Origin of the sequence: Telmatobacter sp. DSM 110680 (assembly GCF_039994875.1) — a bacterium.
Lineage (GTDB): Bacteria > Acidobacteriota > Terriglobia > Terriglobales > Acidobacteriaceae > Telmatobacter.
This window is the reverse complement of the sequence record NZ_CP121196.1, coordinates 3062703-3080519: the sequence shown is the minus strand read 5'-3', so window position 1 is coordinate 3080519 and position 17817 is coordinate 3062703. Positions and strand designations below refer to the sequence as shown.

The 17817-nt window shown below is 58.2% G+C and carries 17 protein-coding genes; 13 read left to right on the top strand and 4 right to left on the bottom strand.

The genetic code is table 11. The annotated features are described in order from the left end of the window. The first annotated feature begins 100 nt into the window (after positions 1-100). The 3 genes from plsY to P8935_RS12655 all read left to right on the top strand — a co-directional run bounded on the left by plsY (position 101) and on the right by P8935_RS12655 (position 2389). Complete coding sequence (gene plsY, locus P8935_RS12665) at positions 101-721, top strand: glycerol-3-phosphate 1-O-acyltransferase PlsY (RefSeq protein ID WP_348260656.1); 621 nt, start codon at positions 101-103, stop codon at positions 719-721. Continuing rightward, positions 718-1725 carry an NAD(P)H-dependent glycerol-3-phosphate dehydrogenase gene (locus tag P8935_RS12660; RefSeq protein WP_348260655.1) on the top strand — a complete coding sequence of 336 codons (1008 nt, stop codon included), beginning with the start codon at positions 718-720 and terminating at the stop codon, positions 1723-1725. Before plsY ends, P8935_RS12660 begins: the two co-directional genes overlap by 4 nt. Positions 1726-1840: 115 nt before the next feature. After that, positions 1841-2389: an SRPBCC domain-containing protein gene (locus tag P8935_RS12655; protein WP_348260654.1), complete on the top strand. Its 549-nt coding sequence runs from the start codon at positions 1841-1843 to the stop codon at positions 2387-2389. Positions 2390-2627: 238 nt separating this feature from the next. Here P8935_RS12655 and P8935_RS12650 read toward each other — a convergent pair whose 3' ends face one another. After that, positions 2628-2930, bottom strand: coding sequence for a MoaD/ThiS family protein (locus P8935_RS12650; RefSeq protein ID WP_348260653.1), 303 nt, complete (start codon positions 2928-2930; stop codon positions 2628-2630). A gap of 117 nt (positions 2931-3047) precedes the next feature. Next, positions 3048-4226 (bottom strand): exo-alpha-sialidase, encoded by a 1179-nt coding sequence (locus tag P8935_RS12645; protein WP_348260652.1) that lies wholly within the window; start codon positions 4224-4226, stop codon positions 3048-3050. A gap of 248 nt (positions 4227-4474) precedes the next feature. Between P8935_RS12645 and ftsY the strand changes: the two genes are divergently transcribed. Further along, positions 4475-5467 carry a signal recognition particle-docking protein FtsY gene (gene ftsY, locus P8935_RS12640; RefSeq protein WP_348260651.1) on the top strand — a complete coding sequence of 331 codons (993 nt, stop codon included), beginning with the start codon at positions 4475-4477 and terminating at the stop codon, positions 5465-5467. Between the two features lie 537 nt (positions 5468-6004). After that, positions 6005-7153 (top strand): bifunctional diaminohydroxyphosphoribosylaminopyrimidine deaminase/5-amino-6-(5-phosphoribosylamino)uracil reductase RibD, encoded by a 1149-nt coding sequence (gene ribD, locus P8935_RS12635; protein WP_348260650.1) that lies wholly within the window; start codon positions 6005-6007, stop codon positions 7151-7153. A gap of 218 nt (positions 7154-7371) precedes the next feature. On the opposite strand, the gene ggt is transcribed toward ribD, so the two are convergent. Continuing rightward, complete coding sequence (gene ggt, locus P8935_RS12630) at positions 7372-9054, bottom strand: gamma-glutamyltransferase (RefSeq protein WP_348260649.1); 1683 nt, start codon at positions 9052-9054, stop codon at positions 7372-7374. Positions 9055-9227: 173 nt separating this feature from the next. Here ggt and P8935_RS12625 point away from each other — a divergent pair, with 173 nt between their 5' ends. Together P8935_RS12625 and P8935_RS12620 are read left to right on the top strand one after the other, a co-directional pair. Then, positions 9228-9902: a riboflavin synthase gene (locus P8935_RS12625; RefSeq protein WP_348260648.1), complete on the top strand. Its 675-nt coding sequence runs from the start codon at positions 9228-9230 to the stop codon at positions 9900-9902. Between the two features lie 19 nt (positions 9903-9921). After that, a complete protein-coding gene (locus P8935_RS12620) occupies positions 9922-10347 on the top strand; it encodes a hypothetical protein (RefSeq protein WP_348260647.1) in 426 nt (141 codons plus the stop codon). Positions 10348-10353: 6 nt separating this feature from the next. On the opposite strand, the gene P8935_RS12615 is transcribed toward P8935_RS12620, so the two are convergent. Beyond that, positions 10354-11781, bottom strand: coding sequence for a CapA family protein (locus tag P8935_RS12615; RefSeq protein ID WP_348260646.1), 1428 nt, complete (start codon positions 11779-11781; stop codon positions 10354-10356). Between the two features lie 231 nt (positions 11782-12012). Here P8935_RS12615 and P8935_RS12610 point away from each other — a divergent pair, with 231 nt between their 5' ends. The 6 genes from P8935_RS12610 to P8935_RS12585 are packed head-to-tail and all read left to right on the top strand — an operon-like array spanning position 12013 to position 17801. Continuing rightward, positions 12013-13218 (top strand): type II secretion system F family protein, encoded by a 1206-nt coding sequence (locus P8935_RS12610; protein ID WP_348260645.1) that lies wholly within the window; start codon positions 12013-12015, stop codon positions 13216-13218. A gap of 8 nt (positions 13219-13226) precedes the next feature. Continuing rightward, positions 13227-14870: a GspE/PulE family protein gene (locus P8935_RS12605; protein ID WP_348260644.1), complete on the top strand. Its 1644-nt coding sequence runs from the start codon at positions 13227-13229 to the stop codon at positions 14868-14870. Next, on the top strand, positions 14870-15787 hold the full coding sequence (locus tag P8935_RS12600; RefSeq protein ID WP_348260643.1) for a hypothetical protein: 918 nt from the start codon (positions 14870-14872) through the stop codon (positions 15785-15787). Before P8935_RS12605 ends, P8935_RS12600 begins: the two co-directional genes overlap by 1 nt. A 1-nt stretch (position 15788) precedes the next feature. After that, positions 15789-16550, top strand: a complete 762-nt coding sequence (locus tag P8935_RS12595) for a fimbrial assembly protein (protein ID WP_348260642.1) — start codon at positions 15789-15791, stop codon at positions 16548-16550. Beyond that, a complete protein-coding gene (locus P8935_RS12590) occupies positions 16547-17179 on the top strand; it encodes a hypothetical protein (RefSeq protein ID WP_348260641.1) in 633 nt (210 codons plus the stop codon). The genes P8935_RS12595 and P8935_RS12590 overlap by 4 nt, the downstream gene beginning before the upstream one ends. 1 nt (position 17180) lies before the next feature. Further along, positions 17181-17801 carry a hypothetical protein gene (locus P8935_RS12585; RefSeq protein ID WP_348260640.1) on the top strand — a complete coding sequence of 207 codons (621 nt, stop codon included), beginning with the start codon at positions 17181-17183 and terminating at the stop codon, positions 17799-17801. Positions 17802-17817: the final 16 nt, after the last annotated feature.

The following is a 17817-nucleotide window of genomic DNA, read 5'->3' as shown; positions in this document are numbered from 1 at the left end:
GTACATCTATGTGCAATATCAGTCAAACGAGCGGTCTCAAATTGGAACCGCCTCACCTGCTAAACTCTGTTTCGTCATGCTCCTTGCGAGTTTTCTGATTGTGGCGATAGCTTACCTGCTCGGATCCATTCCGGTGGGCTATCTCCTCGTCAAGCTTTTTCGCCATGAAGACATTCGATCCGTTGGCAGCGGCAATATCGGCGCCACCAATGTGCTCCGTTCCGGAGGAAAAGGCCTCGGCGCCGCGACCTTTCTGCTCGACGTACTGAAAGGCGCAACGGCGGTCGCTCTGGGCGCCTGGATCACGTCCTTGCTTTCGCACTTCATCTCGTTCCGTGACGCAGAAGCCATCGCCGCCGTCTCTGCCGTTATAGGGCACATGTTCCCCGTCTGGCTGCGCTTTCGTGGAGGTAAGGGAGTCGCCACCGGCTTTGGCGTCTTTCTTGTCGCCGCACCCTGGGCGGCACTTTCCGCCATCGCGCTCTTCACCCTCGTCCTGCTCATCACCCGTTACGTCTCGCTTGCCTCGATCCTCGGCGCAGCCAGTTTTCCTATCTTCGCGTGGTTCATGGTTCGCGGTGAAAAATCCGCACTCTTTATCGCTGCACAAATCATCGTCTCCCTCATGATCATCCTCAAGCACCATCAGAACATTGGCCGTCTCCTCGCCGGAACAGAAAGTCGATTCGGCACGCGCACTCACGAAAGGAAACCCGCATGAGCCGGATCGTCATACTGGGCGCCGGAGCATGGGGCACTGCTATCGCGCTTTCTCTCACTCGCCGCGGTGGTCACGACGTGACCCTTTGGGCACACAATGAGCAGGAAGCGCAGGTGATCAACTCTGCGCGCGAGAACACCCTTTTCCTCCCCGGGTTTCCTCTGCCGGATGAACTCACCATCACCGCCGAAATGGCGCCCATCGAAACGGCAGAGATTCTAGTCTCCGTCATTCCCTCCGAGTTTCTGCGCTCTACGCTCCATCGGATCAAGAGCCATCTCCACAACGGGCAGTTTGTCGTCAGCGCCACCAAGGGAATCGAAAAAGAAACCCACTGCCGCATGACTCAGGTGATCTCTCAAACCCTTGAGCCCGCCGGCCTGCTTCTCTCCATCGGCGCGTTTTCAGGCCCAAGTTTTGCCATCGAGGTTGCGCAGGGGCAGCCCACAGCCGTCACCGTAGCTTTCAGCGATCCACAAATCGCAGTTCTCATTCAGCAGGAATTCTCTTCTGAGACGTTACGTCTCTACAGTTCCACTGATGTGATCGGCGTCGAACTCGGCGGAGCACTCAAAAACGTCATCGCCATCGCTGCTGGAGTAGCAGCTGGCGTAGGCCTCGGGCACAACTCTACAGCTGCACTCATCACGCGCGGCATCGCGGAAATCACCCGCCTCGCCGTTGCATGCGGCGGACAGAGAGAGACCCTCGCTGGACTCAGCGGAATCGGCGACCTGGTGCTCACCTGCACCGGATCGCTCTCGCGTAACCGCACCGTTGGCCAGGCGCTGGGACAAGGCCGCAAACTACCCGAAATCCTCGAAAGCCTCGGCGGAAAAGTTGCCGAAGGCGTGTTGACTTCACGCGCTGCGTTGGGTTTGGCTCGCGAGCACGGCATCGAGATGCCAATCACAGAACAGATGGAATTGATTCTTGAAGAAGGAAAAGATCCCCGCGAGGCGATTCGCCAACTAATGCTACGCCCCGGCAAAGGCGAACACTGATCCCCTTTACGTCTTCAAAGAAAAAGTTGCGAAAGAATGACAATTCGTTCACGGCTCGCGCTGCGATAATTCTCCGCACGGCAATTCTTCAGTTCCCACGTTTTGCGGAGGTCACATGAACGCTAACCTATCTTCGCCCTCAAACTTTCTTACGCGCCGCAATGCACTCAGCAAGATCGTTGCCGGTGTCGCTACCCTCACTGCCTGTGCCGCTCACGCTCAGCCATCCCAGCAACCCGCCGAAGAAAAGCCGTGCACGTCTCCCAATCAGGCGCGTACGACAATCCACTATGTGCTCGATTTCAAGACAAGCCCGGAAAAGTTTTACCAGGCGATCCTCGATGCGAAACAGTTTGCTAATTTCTCCGGCATGCCAGCCACGATCGACGCTGCGCAAGGCGGGACAATCTTGATGTTTGGCGGACTCATCCAGGGCCGCAACATCGAACTCGTACCCAACCAGCGCATAGTCCAAGCGTGGCGCCCAGCATCATGGGATCCGGGTGCCTATTCCATCGTCCATTTCGAATTGAAACCGTCAGCCGCCGGAACAAGCCTCACGTTTGACCACACCGGCTTCGCATCCGGGCTATTCGACCATCTCGATTGGGGCTGGAAGAATCGCTACTGGACTCCACTGAAAAAATACTTCTCCCAGTCTTGATATGTGACCTGCGCCGCTCCAGTAGATGACCAAGCGAGTGTGAGTGTCATCCTGAGAATCCGCGCATTGGGACCCCATGAAAGACGACAGTCGATCATGGGTTAGGCGGGCGTAGCTTCTTTTCTCTAGTCTTGGGTTCACCGGTCCCTGATGATCGGAGGCTCTCGACCGGTGAGCAGTCTTGCAATCGTCTCATTCAGACTTCCCACTTGCTCGGAACCTCTATATTCGCGATCCGCTAGCCACCCGCAATTGCGCCAACAATCAAGAGCGGTTCTTTGCCCGAGGCGACAGCTTCCGGCAGCGGCGCATCTGGCGACTGATGCGATAGATCCTCTTCGCATGCAAAGAAGCGCAGAAACGGCCGCCGCTGCAGCGTGTCGTGATCGCGAATCGTTCCGCACAGCATCGGATACCGAGCCTCGAGCGCATCCAGCACCGAGCGAATCGTAACCCGCGACGCGACTTCCAGCGTCACATCTCCATCTACTCGTGCGAGGTTGCGCAGGTGATAAGGAATCTGCACCACCACCTTGCTCATGTTCGCTTTCACTTCTGGATTACCCATACCCGCCCAATAAAAACTCGGCCCCGTTTCGCACCGCTAGCCGTTTACTTTCACCTGACCACTGATGACTGGCCACTGATCACTGTTTTCTTACGCCAGTGTCTGTACTTCCACGGACAAAACTGCCGGCAGATCATGCACAATCGCCTTCCATGAGTCGCCGCCATCCGGCGAAACATACACCTGCCCGCCCGTCGTGCCGAAATACACGCCGCACTTATCCAGTTTGTCCACCGCCATGGCATCTCGCAGCACGTTCACATAGCAGTCCTTTTCGGGCAGTCCCTTCGCCAGTTCCTCCCACTCATTGCCACCGCGTTTGCTGCGATAAACCCGTAGTTTCCCATCCAGCGGAAAATGCTCAGAGTCGCTCTTGATTGGCACCACGTACACCGTCTCCGGCTCATTCGTATTTACGTCAATTACAAACCCAAAATCGGTGGGCAGGTTGCCGCTGATCTTCGTCCAGTTATCGCCCGCATCGTCTGATCGCATGACGTCCCAGTGCTTCTGCATGAAAAGAGTTCCGGGCCGTTTCGGATTCATCGCGATGTGATGCACGCAGTGCCCGATCTCGGCCGTTGGATTCGGAATGTACTTCGAGTACAACCCCTTGTTGATTGGCTTCCATGTCTTTCCGCCATCATCCGTACGGAACGCCCCCGCCGCCGAAATCGCAATAAAGATCCGTTCTGGATTGCTCGGATCGAGAATGATCGAGTGCAAACACATTCCGCCCGCTCCCGGCTGCCAGTCGGGCCCCGTGCCGTGTCCGCGCAATCCCGGCATTTCGTGCCAGCTTTCTCCGCCGTCCGTCGATTTGAAGATCGCCGCGTCTTCCACTCCTGCGTACACCGTATTCGGATCGGTTAGCGACGGCTCCAGGTGCCACACGCGCTTGAACTCCCACGGATGCTGCGTGCCGTCATACCACTGGTGCGTGGTCAGCGGCTTGCCCGTCTCCGGCGACTGGTCATACGTGAACCGGTTGCTCTTCACCGGCGGCCACTGCGGCGTCGCGTCTTCCGCCTTCACGCCGGGCTGGAACCATGTTTTGCCGCCATCCGTCGAAGCCTGCAGTAGCTGGCCAAACCATCCGCTCGTTTGCGAAACGTAAATGCGCTCGGGATCTACTGGCGAACCCTTCATGTGGTAGATCTCCCAGCCCGCAAAAAACGGACCGCTCACATCCCACTTGTCCCGCTTGCCATCCGAAGTAAGAACGAAAGCACCCTTTTTGGTTCCAACCAGCACACGTACCTGACTCATGTTTTCCCTCCCTCGCGAGAATTTCGATGGGACCTCGCGAGCCGTCTCGAAATTCTTCCGCAACCCCTCTCCTCAGTTCAAGCGAAATCTGTGCAAATGTTTTGAGTCGGTTGGAAGAAAAGATCACACGGTCGAACTTCTCAGCCCCAGTGTCCGATAGTGGACAATTCGTCGCTGAACTCGCGCAGTTCCTGCCAATTCGCGCCCGATGCGCAGATGCTCTAGACTCAAGACTGGATATCCAGCAGATGATTACGTTATTTACCGGCTACGACGAAGAAGATAAAAAGAAAGCACAGGAATCCGAGGGCGGCGAAGAAGAACAGAAGTCCGGCTTCTTCTCGCGTATGCGCCAGGCCGTCACGCGCACCCGCGAGACCTTTTCCACGCGCATCAACGACATCGTCGCGCTCACCCGCGAAGTCGATGAGTCTTCTCTTGAAGAATTGGAAACCGCGCTCATCATGAGCGACATCGGTGTGCAGACCACCACCGAAATCCTCGATGCCCTCCGCGAACGCGCTCGCCGTCAAGCCATCGAAGGTGGCGCGGAACTGCGCGATCTGCTCAAGACCCAGATCCGCGGAATCCTTGAAGCCCCGATGCGCCCCGTCGCAGACCCCTCCGCTCCTCCCAAGGTCACCTTCCTCGTTGGAGTCAACGGAACCGGCAAGACCACCACCAGCGGCAAGCTGGCCGCGTGGTATCGAGCGCAGGATAAAACCGTGCTCCTCTGCGCCGCAGATACCTTCCGCGCCGCAGCCATTGAACAGCTTGAAGTCTGGGCCAGCCGCAGCGGCGTAGAAATGATCAAAACCCGCCAGGGCGGCGACCCTGCTGCCGTACTCTACGACGCGGCCAGTGCGGCCAAGGCCCGCAACATCGCCGAACTCATCGTCGACACCGCCGGTCGCCTCCACACCAAGTCCGGCCTCATGGATGAGCTGGACAAAATGCGCCGCACCGCATCGAAGCTAATCCCCGGCGCCCCTCACGAAGTGCTCCTCGTAATGGACGCCACCACCGGCCAGAACGGCCTGCAACAAGCGCGTCAGTTCACGCAATCCGCCGGCGCCACCGGCATTGTGCTAACCAAGCTAGACGGCACCGCCAAAGGCGGAATCGCAGTAGCCATCGCCCGTGAACTCAATCTCCCCGTAAGGTTTGTTGGCGTAGGCGAGCAGATGAGCGACCTGCTGGAGTTCTCTCCCGAAGCCTTCGTAGACGCCCTGCTCGGCTAGCGAATTTCATATTCCCAAGTAACCAAGGTGTCATCCTGAGCGCACGGGCCCCCAAGCGTTTTTCAGCTTGGGGGTGGTAAGCGAAGGATCTGCTTCGTTCCGCAACCTTCGTCGGCGCCCTATCTTTGTCGAGCGATAGTGAAAATTGTATTGCCGGCAGGTATGTTGACCTGCCGAAGCGTACCGTTTGAATCCTCAAACCAGAGCGATGAGCTATCCCCGGCGACAACCTTTCCATACCCGCTCGGCACAGTCACTTTCATTTCCGCATGAATAGAAGTTGAGGTGTGCGTCCCCACCATATATCCCGTCAGGAGCATTGCCACACCTATACAAATCCGCAGAATCCTTGCTTGCATGTTGGGTCCGTCCTTTTCCCCGAGTTTCAACATCAATGACGTTGGGTAGCGGATAAACGTTCCGAATCTCTGCGCTCGCTATTCCGATCAGCCACATGAATGAACGAGTGAGGAAGGCCGTCGAGCCATCTGAAAGGTTACACTTCTTCCTGTCGCCATCAATCAGCCGCATTGCACTATGAGCACATCAGAAAAAGACATCTACTGGATGCAGCGCGCCCTCGAACTAGCCCGTCGCGGCATCGGTGTCACTTCCCCCAACCCCGCCGTCGGCTGCGTGATCCTCGACCGCGCCGGGCAGGTCATAGGCGAAGGCTGGCATGAATACGACCTCCGCGATCACGCCGAAGTCGTTGCCCTCAACGAAGCCAGGCAACATGCCCTCACGTATCAGAAAGAGGACCGTCTCAAAGGCGGTACCGCCTACATCACCCTCGAGCCCTGCAATCACACCGGCCGCACCGGCCCCTGTACAGAAGCACTAATTGCGTCAGGACTAGCCCGCGTCGTTGCCGCCACTGGCGATCCCAATCCCTCGGTCACCGGTCACGGCATGGAACGCCTGCGCGCGGCAGGCATTGCAACCTCACTCGGAGTCTGCGAACCCGAAGCCCGACGCATCAACGAAGGCTTTGCCCGCTGGATCCAGCACAAGCGTCCTCTGGTTCTCATGAAAGTTGCCATGACCCTCGACGGCCGCATCGCACCACCTCCGGGCCAGCACACCGCCCGCGAGCCTTACTGGATCACCAGCGAACAAGCCCGCGCCGCAGTCCAGCCCCTTCGCTGGCAAGCGGACGCTGCACTCACCGGTGTCGATACAGTTCTTGCCGACGACCCCATGCTCACCGATCGCAGCGGTCTCCGCCGTCGTCGCCCCCTGTTACGCGTCGTGCTCGATTCAGCCCTCCGAATGCCCCTCGACTGCAAAATGGTGCGCGATGTCCAGAACGACGTTGTCATCTTCACCGTCTCGAAAGACGAAGCCCGCATCAACGAACTCCGCAACCGCGGCATCCGCGTCGAAGTCCTCCCAGCTGAAGCGGGCCGTGTTCCTTTAAGCAAGCTCTTCGACAAACTTGGCGAAGAAGGCATTCTCACCGTCCTCACCGAAACCGGCACCCGCCTCAACACAGCCCTGCTCGCCAGTGGAATGGTCGACCGCGTGCACCTCTTCGTAGCCCCGCAGATCATGGGCTCCGACGCCGTCCCCGCCTTCAAAGGCATGCCCAAGGCGATCCAGATGGCCGAAGTAGAAGTGGAGCGCTACGGCAACGATCTAGGCCTCCGCTCGCTGCTCCGCGACCCATGGCCAAAGCACCAATAGAGCAAAAACAATCTCTGCTCCTTTGGAAAGGTCGCTTAGAAAGTTCGCGCTAGCGCGGCCAAACGCCGCTTTTGCGTTTCTAAATAGAAGTTGAGAAGGTGTCATTCTGAGCTAACGGGGCCCCGAACGTTTCAGGGGTCCCCAAAGAGCCTCGCTCTTTGGGGCAGGTTCGGGTGTGGTGAACGAAGAATCTGCTTTTGGGTACTTCCCGACTCTCGCTACGGCTTCGCAAAATCCGGCTGCTCCGGAACAGCCGCCCCATCCGCACGCGGATCCGACGCCCCAAAGTTCATCCCCGTCGCACTGTTGTGAAGCACCGCCTGTCCACGCCCCATCTGCGACGTATAGTCAGGATGCACCTGCAGCACATGCCCCATCTTCGTCAGCGCATCAAGCGTCGGTTGCGTCACGCGTGACTCAATCACAATCCTGCAACCAAGTTGTTGCCTGTCCGTGAAGCGCGGCTCTTCCATCGCCGCCTGGATGTTCATGTGGTAATCCACTACATTCGACACAAACTGCGCATGCGCCAATGGCTGATTCAAGCCGCCCATAATCCCGAAACCGATATGCTCATCGCCATGCTGCATAAACGCCGGAATAATCGTGTGAAATGGTCGCTTCCGACCCGACAGCGCATTCGGTGATTTCGAATCCAGCGAAAACAATCCCCCGCGATTCTGCAGAGCGAATCCCATGCCCTGCACCGTCACGTTCGATCCAAAATTGTTGTAATTGCTCTGAATGATCGAAAGAATATTGCCCTCCCGATCCACAACGCTGAAATACGTCGTATCGCTCGTACCAAGCGCACCCGGCGCAACCGTGCAGTTTGCACGCAGAGGATCGATCAACGCCGCCCGCTTCGCCGCAAATTGCTTCGACAGCAACTGCTCTACCGGAATCTTCCCGAATCGCGGATCACCGTCATACGCCTTCACATCCGCATACGCCAGCTTCATCGCCTCGATGCGATCGTGCAGTTCGCCGGGACTGTGCGGACCCGCCGGATCAGGCTGCGCCCGCTCCATGATGTTCAGCATCTCCAGCGCGGCAATGCCGTCTCCATTCGGCGGCAACTCATACACAGTCCAGTCGCGATACGTTGTGTGGATCGGCTCAACCCACTCCGCCGAATACGCAGCAAGATCGTCAGCCGTCATCGTCCCACCCAGCTCGTCTGACGTCTTCAAAATCGCCTTCGCGATCTCGCCCTTGTAAAACGCTGCCTCACCCTGGTCAGCAACCAGCCTGAACGCACGCGCAACATCAGGATTGCGAAACACCTCGCCGGCCGCCGGAGCCTTTCCGCCAGGCAGAAAAACCCGCTGGCTCTCCGGATTGGTCATCAGCCCCTTGGTGTCGCCTTCCCACCAGGCATGAATAATCTCTCCCACCGCGAATCCATGATCCGCATAAAAAATCGCCGGCTGAAACAATTCGCGCCACGGCCGCCTTCCCCAGCGCTCATGCAGCTTCACCCATCCATCCACCACCCCTGGCACGGTGACAGAGTCGATCCCTTCCTGCGGCATCTCCGTAATGCCCTTCCCGCGCAGATGCTCGATAGTCAGCGTCTTCGGTGCCCACCCGCTCGCATTCAGTCCATATAGCTTGCCGGTCTTCACATCCCAGTAGATGGCAAACAAGTCTCCACCCATGCCGTTTGAAGTTGGCTCCGTAACGTTGAGCACAGCGTTGGCTGCAATCGCCGCATCAATCGCCGAACCTCCCTGCTCCAGCACCCGCGCTCCCGCCTGCGAAGCCGCCACCTGGCTCGTAGCCACAATCCCGTATTGCGTAGCCACCACCGATCGCCCATACGACCGATCCTGCGCTGACAAACAGAAAGCACTGAATACAAAAGCAAGACACGTAACAACAAACTTGCGTGAGTTCATGCGGAACCTCGTGCCATGGCGCAAAGATGGAATCGAAGAATATGCGATTGAGAGTCAAAACTATCAAAGCCAGGTTGTTGCCTTAAAACTGATTTCAATTTCCCATCTCCGGCCAGCAAGTATCGTAGCCCACTGTCCACTACACCCTGTTCCTGTTCCCTTAAAATCAAACCATGTTCACCGGAATCATCGAGCAGACCGGCACCCTCGTGAGCGTTACCGATCGCGGCGGCGTTCGCCGGATCACCGTCGAAGCACCCGGCATCGCCAACCGCCTACGCGAAGGCGACTCCCTCGCCATCTCCGGAGTCTGTCTGACAGCACTCGATGTGGACCCAACTTACTTCCATGCTGACCTCGCGCAGGAAACTCTTGATCGCACATCACTCGGCGTACTCAACCCCGGCGCAAAAGTAAATCTCGAGTTGCCCACCGCCGCCGGCAGTCCCCTTGGCGGCCACGTTGTTCAGGGTCACGTAGACGGCACCGGCATCATGACAGCTCTCGAGCCCGTCATCCCAGAATCCAGCCCCCACTTCAATCGCGAAACCACTGACTGGACACTCAAAGTCCGCATCCCTGAGAATGTCCGCCAATGGATGGTCCACAAAGGCTCCGTAGCCATCGAAGGCATCAGCCTCACCATCGCTGGAATCGAAGACGACACGATATCCATAGCCATCCTGCCGCTCACCTACTGGCGCACCAACCTCCACGCGCTTGCCGTAGGCGCTCCCGTCAACGTCGAGGCAGACGTCCTGGTAAAGCTTGCTTACCAACAGATGCAATCAACGAAAAAACCGGAACTCAACCTGACTGAATCATGGTTGGTCGCCAACGGGTATTAAAGAGTCAAAGCGAGGAGCGATGAATATCAGACACCGTTGTCGACTGCTTGTCGTCATCGCGACTCTGATGTGTGCGACCCAACTGCGTGCTCTTGAACGTGACAAGCCAACGGAATCCAAACATGTGCGCGGCCCCAAGGGGTTGGAGGGCTGGACTTTAAACGGCCCGCTCCCCGACCGGCCAAACGAAGAATTCCCCTTCACCCTTGTCCTTGCGCGCAACGGGCGCGTCGTTCGAAAAATAGAAGGCAGTCCTTTTATATGGAACTGGATCTTCTGGTCCGATGGCAAACAGGTCGCGTACGAATCAGGCCCACTTCATTTCAGTTTGCAGTGCACTCTTGCCGACGTAAAGACAGGCAAAGAAGTCGCCAGCTACGACTGCTTTCACGGAATCCCTGCCGACGCGCCGGACTGGTTGAAAACACTTGAGCAACCTAGATAATGCGGGCTACGGCTTCGCCGCCACCTTCGGCGGTTCAATCACATACTCATCGCCCGTTCGTGCCAATATCTGTGCCCGGCGATCCGTCAGCACCTTTAGTCGATTCGTAGCTTCGACGAACTCCTGCTTCTGCGCCGCGTTCAACTCCGCACCATCCTGTGCAGCCTTGTTCAGCTCATCCAGCTTTGCCTGCGCCTTCGGAATCTCGCGATCGATCAGCGCCGGATGGATATTCGGCGTCTTAGCCTTTCCTGCCGCCAGCGCATTGCGATTGTTCTCACCCCATACCGGCATCATGCCCACGTGTTCCACTTCCACGCGCATTCCGCCGGGCCCAAAGTCATTCCGAACCACAGAGAACAATCCAATCATCGAGTCGCGCGGATCGCCATCCTTGTCCGGCATCAGCCCATCCACATAATTGCGCGACTGGTTTGAAAGAAAATTTCCCAGCGAATAAAAGATCACCGTCATTCGCCCATCCGTCGTTGCATACGTCTCAATCGGCTGCAACACATGCGGATGGTGCCCCACAATTACCGACGCCCCGGCATTCAGCATCTTGTGCGCCATATCCACGTCTTCGGGCCGCGGTGCCGTCGCGTACTCGGTTCCCCAATGAACCGAGATCACTAGCAGATCGCACTGCGCCTTCGCCGCCTTCACAGCATCCAGCACCTTCGCCTCATCTGCCCCTTGAGCACCGCCGGATTCTCCTGGATAGGGGAAGAAATTCACATGCGGCTGGTCGTCCTTATCAGGATTGCGATTACCATTCAGCCACCGCGTCATCCCCAGCCAGCCCACCTTGATCCCGTTAGCCTCAACAATCAGCGGCTGCCACGTCTGCGCGGCCGTATCTCCCGAACCCACAAACTGTAGTCCGACCTCGCGCAGGTGATCCCGCGTCTCCGCGAACCCTGCCCATCCCTGGTCCATCACGTGATTATTCGCAAACGAGACAATCTTGATCCCATTCGCCTTCAACGCCTGGGGCAGTGCCACTGGTGCGTCAAACATGAAAGGCTTCGAACCCTTCGAGTGGTCTGGAGCTACCGGCGTCTCCATGTTCACAAATCCAAAATCGACGCCCTCGAATACGTCGTTCACATCCCCCAGCAGCGCCCCCCACCCCTCCGCGCCGCCCCCTGCAGCCGCCGCCGCCGCACGAACCGGCTCATGCGGAATCACATCTCCGCCAATAGCAAAAGTAACCTTGGCTAATTCATGGGGATAAGGAGCCGGCGCGGCGGCCTGATTCAGAAAGGCGGGCAAACCGACAAAATAGGTTGCCGTAGCCGCCAGCCCCAGCAGGATAATCACTGCCAGCGCAGCGGCCTGCGGACTCAAACCCAGCCAATTACCAGGTTCACTGTCCGACGATGGGGGAAACCCCTCGCCGCCCGATTTTAACCACCTGGTCGTATGGTCCATGGGGGATTGGCCTGACTTCTTGTCCAGCATACCCCCAGGAAAAGATGCCGGTTAGCCCAAATCCGAACTTAAGTACCCCCGGCGACAGCCATCAGAATTCGCTCCCTGACATTCGGCAAGCGCTTCTTCGCGTATCTGCGTCTATGATATGAGCGAAACTGTTAACCTTGAACAGGAAAGCGAACCGGAAGGCCGGCATCCCCCGGGGGGCGATGGCCGGCAACTGACCCTATGGCAGAGTTCGTAATCAAGTTAGCCGATGAACGTGGTCGCGTAATGGAGCAGGTTCAGACCGCCTCCACCGCCGACGAGTTGCGTGCGCGATTCTCCCACGCCGGTTACCACGTCTTCTCTGTGAAAGCGCGGTCGGGCCTTGGCGGTGTCTCTCGCCGCAAGGTCAAACTCGAGCCATTCCTCATTTTTAATCAGCAGTTTCTGACCCTCATCCGCGCCGGCCTGCCTATCCTCGGCTCGCTGCAGATGCTCACCAAGATCCAGAAAAGCGCCTACTTCCAAAGCCAGCTGGATGACGTCGCCAATCGCGTAAAAACAGGTGAATCGCTCTCGTCCGCATTCGAAGCGCAAACCGGTGTGCCCATCATGTACACCACGACCCTGCTGGCCGGCGAACGCTCGGGAAACCTGCAGGAAGTGCTCGAACGCTACATCGGCTTCCAACGTGTCTCGCTGACCTTCCGCAAGAAACTCACCGCATCGCTCATCTACCCGGGCCTTCTGCTCACCATCGTCAGCGCCCTGCTCGTCTTCATGTTCACTGTAGTCATTCCGCAGTTCGCCGAACTCTACGACCAGATGGGATCAAAGCTGCCCGCAATGACACTCGGGCTTCTAAGTTTTGGCAAGTGGACCCAGCACAACATCCTCTGGATCGCGCTGAGCGTCCTCATTGTTGCCGTAGTGCTGTGGCGATTCTCCCTTACTGAAAGGGGTCGCGACACCGTGGATGCCGTGCGTGTGAAGATGCCCATCTTCGGGAAGATCTGGTTGAAGTATCAGGTCGCCCTCTTCTCGCGTACGCTGTCCACCCTGCTTACGGGCGGCCTGCCGCTGGTTCCATCGCTTGAAACCGCAGCCCGTTCAATCTCTTCGCGCCGAGTTTCAAAAGCTGTAACCACCGGCATCGTCTCTGTCCGCGAAGGCAAGAACCTCGCCGATTCGCTCAGCAACACGGGTGTCTTCCCCAGCCTCGCCACAGAAATGATCTCCGTCGGCGAGCAAACAGGCGCACTTCCGCAGATGCTCAACTCTGTCGCAGAGTTTTTTGAAGAAGATGTCGCCACCGCGTTGACCGCGGCACTCTCATTAATTGAGCCCGCAATTCTCATCGTTATGGGCGTCGTCGTCGTCTTTATTTTAATTTCGCTTTACCTGCCAATCTTCTCTCTGGGATCGGTAGCTGGTGGAGGACAGGGTTAATCCTATATATGGCTGACACTACAATCGCGGTGCCGACAGGGCCGATGGTAAACGGCCTTGACGAGCGTGCCCAGGCGGAGGCCCTGGCAGCGCGCTATCGCGCCGAATTCGTTGATTTAAAGAACTTCAAGATCCAGCACGACCTGCTCCGAACCGTCCCTGTGGAACTCATGTTCCGCTACAACTTTGTACCCATCGAGCAGCAGGCGGATGTTTTGGTTATCGCCGTCAGCGATCCCTCGCGCCTCATGGTGCTCGACGAAATCGCCGGTCTCCTGGGCCATCGCATCATTGCCCGCGTCGCCACCCTCTCGCAGATCACCGACCTGCTCAAGAAAACCGAGCAGTCCCAGCGCGTACTCGACGAAGCCAGCGAAGGTCTCACCTTCGACGTCGTCACCGGCGACGATACCCAATCCGACGAAAACATCTCCATTGAGAAACTGACCAGCGACGAAGACATCAGTCCCATCATTCGCCTGGTCGACACCACTATTTTCACGGCACTCGAACGCCGCGCTTCCGACATTCACATCGAGACCTACGACGATTCGCTCCACGTCAAGTACCGCATCGACGGTGTCCTGCAGGAAGCCATGGCCCCCATCGCGCGCGAGCATCACACCACGATTCTGAGCCGCATCAAGATCATGAGCGAGCTCGACATCGCCGAACGCCGCGTACCCCAGGACGGCCGCTTCCGCGTTCGCTACAAGGGCCGCCTCATCGATTTCCGCGTCTCCATCATGCCCACCGTGCATGGCGAAAACGCAGTCCTCCGCGTACTCGACAAGGAATCGATGAGCGAGAAGTTCCGCCACCTGACACTTGATGTGGTGGGCTTCGCTGAAGAAGATCTCCGACGTTTCCGCCGCTACATTCGCGAGCCCTACGGCATGGTGCTGGTCACCGGCCCTACCGGCTCCGGCAAGACCACCACCCTCTACGCCGCGCTCAACGAGATCAAGAGCGACGAAGACAAGATCATCACCATCGAAGACCCGGTTGAATACCAGATCCGCGGCATCACCCAGATTCCGGTAAACGAGAAGAAGGGCCTCACCTTCGCCCGCGGCCTTCGCTCTATCCTGCGCCACGATCCCGACAAGATACTCGTCGGCGAAATCCGCGACCAGGAAACCGCGCAGATCGCCATTAACTCCGCCCTCACCGGGCATCTCGTCTTCACCACCGTCCACGCCAACAACGTCGTAGACGTGCTCGGCCGCTTCCTCAACATGGGCGTCGAGGCCTACAACTTCGTCTCCGCGCTCAACTGCATCCTCGCGCAGCGACTCGTCCGCACCGTATGCGAGCACTGCGTCCGCACCGTATCTGTCCCCGACGAAGTACTCATTGCCAGCGGAATGAATCCCGCCGAATGGCGCGGTTTTGGCTTCCGCGAAGGCGTCGGCTGCATCGAGTGCGGCGGCACCGGGTATCGCGGACGTACCGCGATCCATGAGCTTTTAGACTTGACCGACCCCATCCGTGAGTTGATCCTTGAAAAGAAGCCAACTTCGGAAATTCGCAAGCTGGCCCAGCGCGAAGGCATGAGCTTCCTGCGCGAGTCAGCACTTGATCGTGTTCGCCGTGGTCTGACCACGCTCAAGGAGATCAATAAAGTCACCTTCATCGAGGCATCGCGATAGTGAGTTCCATTCTCAGCAGATCGAGTGCAGCCGCACAGTACGGTGGCCGTCCACCCGCAGCCATCGAGCTCACCCCCGAAGGCGTGCTGGCAGCCGCGCTTCCCGGCAAGAACGAGCAGCCCGTCTACGCCTTCGAACCTTTACGTCCCGGCGTTCTGGTACCCGGCATCAGCGAATTGAACATGAGTTCGCCCGAGGCTGTCTCTCTTGCCATTCGCACGGCGCTTGCCAGTGTCTCGGCGCGTGGCCGCTTCGTCACCGTCGTCATTCCAGACACTGCCGTCCGCGTATTCGTGCTCGACTTCGATTCCCTTCCCGCACGCGCCAGCGAAGCCATTCCCGTCCTGCGTTTCCGGCTTCGCAAAATGGTTCCCTTCGAAGTGGAGCATGCCGGCCTGAGCTATCAGATCCTCACGCAGAGCAAGACTGAAGCGCGAGTCCTGGTCGCCATCCTGCCCAGCAACATCCTCGAGGAATACGAAACCGTCGTTCGCGGCGCAGGCTACGAACCCGGAGCGGTCATGCCCTCCGCACTTGCCACGCTGGCCACCCTCGAGTCTTCGGAGCCTCTGCTCGCCGCCTGTCTCAGTAAGGTTGCCATCACCACCTCGATCACCCGCGGCGACGATCTGCTCCTCTACCGTACCCTCGACCTACCCGACGACCCCCAGCAGCGCCTTCTCGAGGTCCAACGCAGCGTCGCCGTGGCAGCGGCATATTATGAAGACAAGGTCTCAGTTTTGCCCAAAGAGTTATACTTCGCCGGAAACGGAACAGCGTCGGAGTTCGAGCACTGGTTTGGCCCTTCAGAGCTAAAGATCGTTGATTTGGCTCCGCGCCCTTCCAGCGGCCTAACAACGAACATGTCCAACATGAGTACTGCCGGCCTGGCCGGCGCCCTGGCAGGAGCGGTTTAGCGTGCGCGTAGCAATCAATCTGGCTTCACGGCCGTTCGCCGATGTCGCACCGGCGCTCAAGAACCTGCGCATTGCAATGGGGGCCCTCGCCCTGCTCGCCGTGATCTTAGGAGTGGGATTGCATCTCGTGCACGACAAGGCTGAAGCCGCCCGCGCTCGCGCTCATTCGCTCGACGGGAAGATCGCTGACCTCACTCACGAACGCCAGCAGTATCAGGCCATGATGCAGCAGCCTGACAACGCACGCACCCTCCAGCAGGCCGAGAATCTCAATCAGCTTTTCGATGAGAAAGCCTTCTCGTGGACCCTCGCCATGGAGGATCTGGAGACCGTTCTACCCGCCGGCGTTCAGGTCACAACTTTGGAACCGAGTGTGAAAAACGGCCAAATCACAGTCCACCTTCGAGTTGTCGGCCCTCGTAACCGCGACGTCGAACTGGTGCAGAATCTTGAACACTCCCGCCACTTTCTTCTGCCCCGCATTGTCAACGAAACTACTGCGTCCGAAGAAGGACCGAACCAGCGCGCCGAACCCGTAAGCACCTCGAACCGCGTCAACTTCGACATGCTCGCGGACTACACACCCGGTACTTCAGAGGAGCGCAAACTCGCCCGCGAGAAGGCCTTTGCCTCCGCCAAAGCTCGCACTAAGGGCGATGATGATTCCGAACCTGCGATGGGCGCCAACCATGCCCGTTCACCCTACACCGGAACGCCGCGGGCGCACGTTCCCGCTCAGCCATCCAGAGGAGTACCGCAATGAGCCCCAACCCCGTGACAACCCGCGAGCGGCTGGCCTCTCCTCTGACCTGGCACTACTTCGGCCTTGCCATCTTGATCCTCATCGTGGCTGTCCTCGCCATCCGTCTTGGCCTGGATTGGTCTGCAACCGATTCCAGTTCGAACGATGCCCTCGTCAACAAGCAGATTGAACTCAAAACGCTCGAGGTGCAGACAGCCCCGTTGCGCGGACTGGAACAGCGCGTCAAAGACTCCCGCGAGCACATCCAGGACTTCTACGCGAAGCGCATTCCCGCCAACTACTCGTCGATCGCCGTGCAAACTGGCGATCTCGCAGTCAAGTCTGGCGTACAGCTCTCCCGCATGCAGTACACCCAGGGATCGACGACTGGCGACCTTACCGAAATATCCCTCGACTCCTCTATCAGCGGTCAATACCAGCAGATTATGCACTTCGTAAACGGCCTCGAACGCGACAAGACGTTCTTCCTGATTCGTTCCATGGCGTTCACCGGCCAGCAAGGCGGACTGGTAAGTTTGCGTCTGCGCGTCTCCACCTGGCTGCGCCCTGCAGACGTACCCGGCTGGCTGCCTCCTACACCGTCCGACACTCCCTCCGCGACACCCCCGGCGGCACAGGAGGGCGAGTAACATGGCTATCCCTCTCGGTACTGAAAACAAGCGCCAGGTTTACATCGCGATTGCGCTCGGCGTAGTAATCCTCTGCGCAGGCGGTTACGAACTCTCCAACTATTTCAGCTCTTCACCTGCTGCGACCGCGCCCGCCCGGCCCAATACCGCAACTACAACGACACGTCGTTCTTCAGGAACCACCCGGCAAGCCAACTCTGCAGGCCCCCAGGCGCAACATGTTGCCAGCAACAACATTGATCCAGCGCTACACTTCGACAAACTGCAGCAGAGCGAAGATGTCGTTTACGCCGGCACAGGCCGCAACATCTTCTCCGCCGAGTCCGCACCGGTTGCAATCCCCAAGCCGATAGCACCTGCAAGGCCCGGAGTGAATACCGCAACTGTCTCCGTTCCGCAAATTCCGCGTCCGCCCGCAATCGACCTGAAATACTTCGGCTATTCGCAAAGCTCTGACAAGTCCATGCGAGCCTTTCTCGTGCACGGCGAAGACATCTTCATGGCCCGTACCGGAGACGTTGTAGATCACCGCTACAAGGTGGTCACGATCATGCCCGCCTCCGTGCAAATTACGGACCTCGGCTACAACAACACCCAGACTCTGCCGCTGTCAGCGAACTAGGTACGTTCGAAGTTTT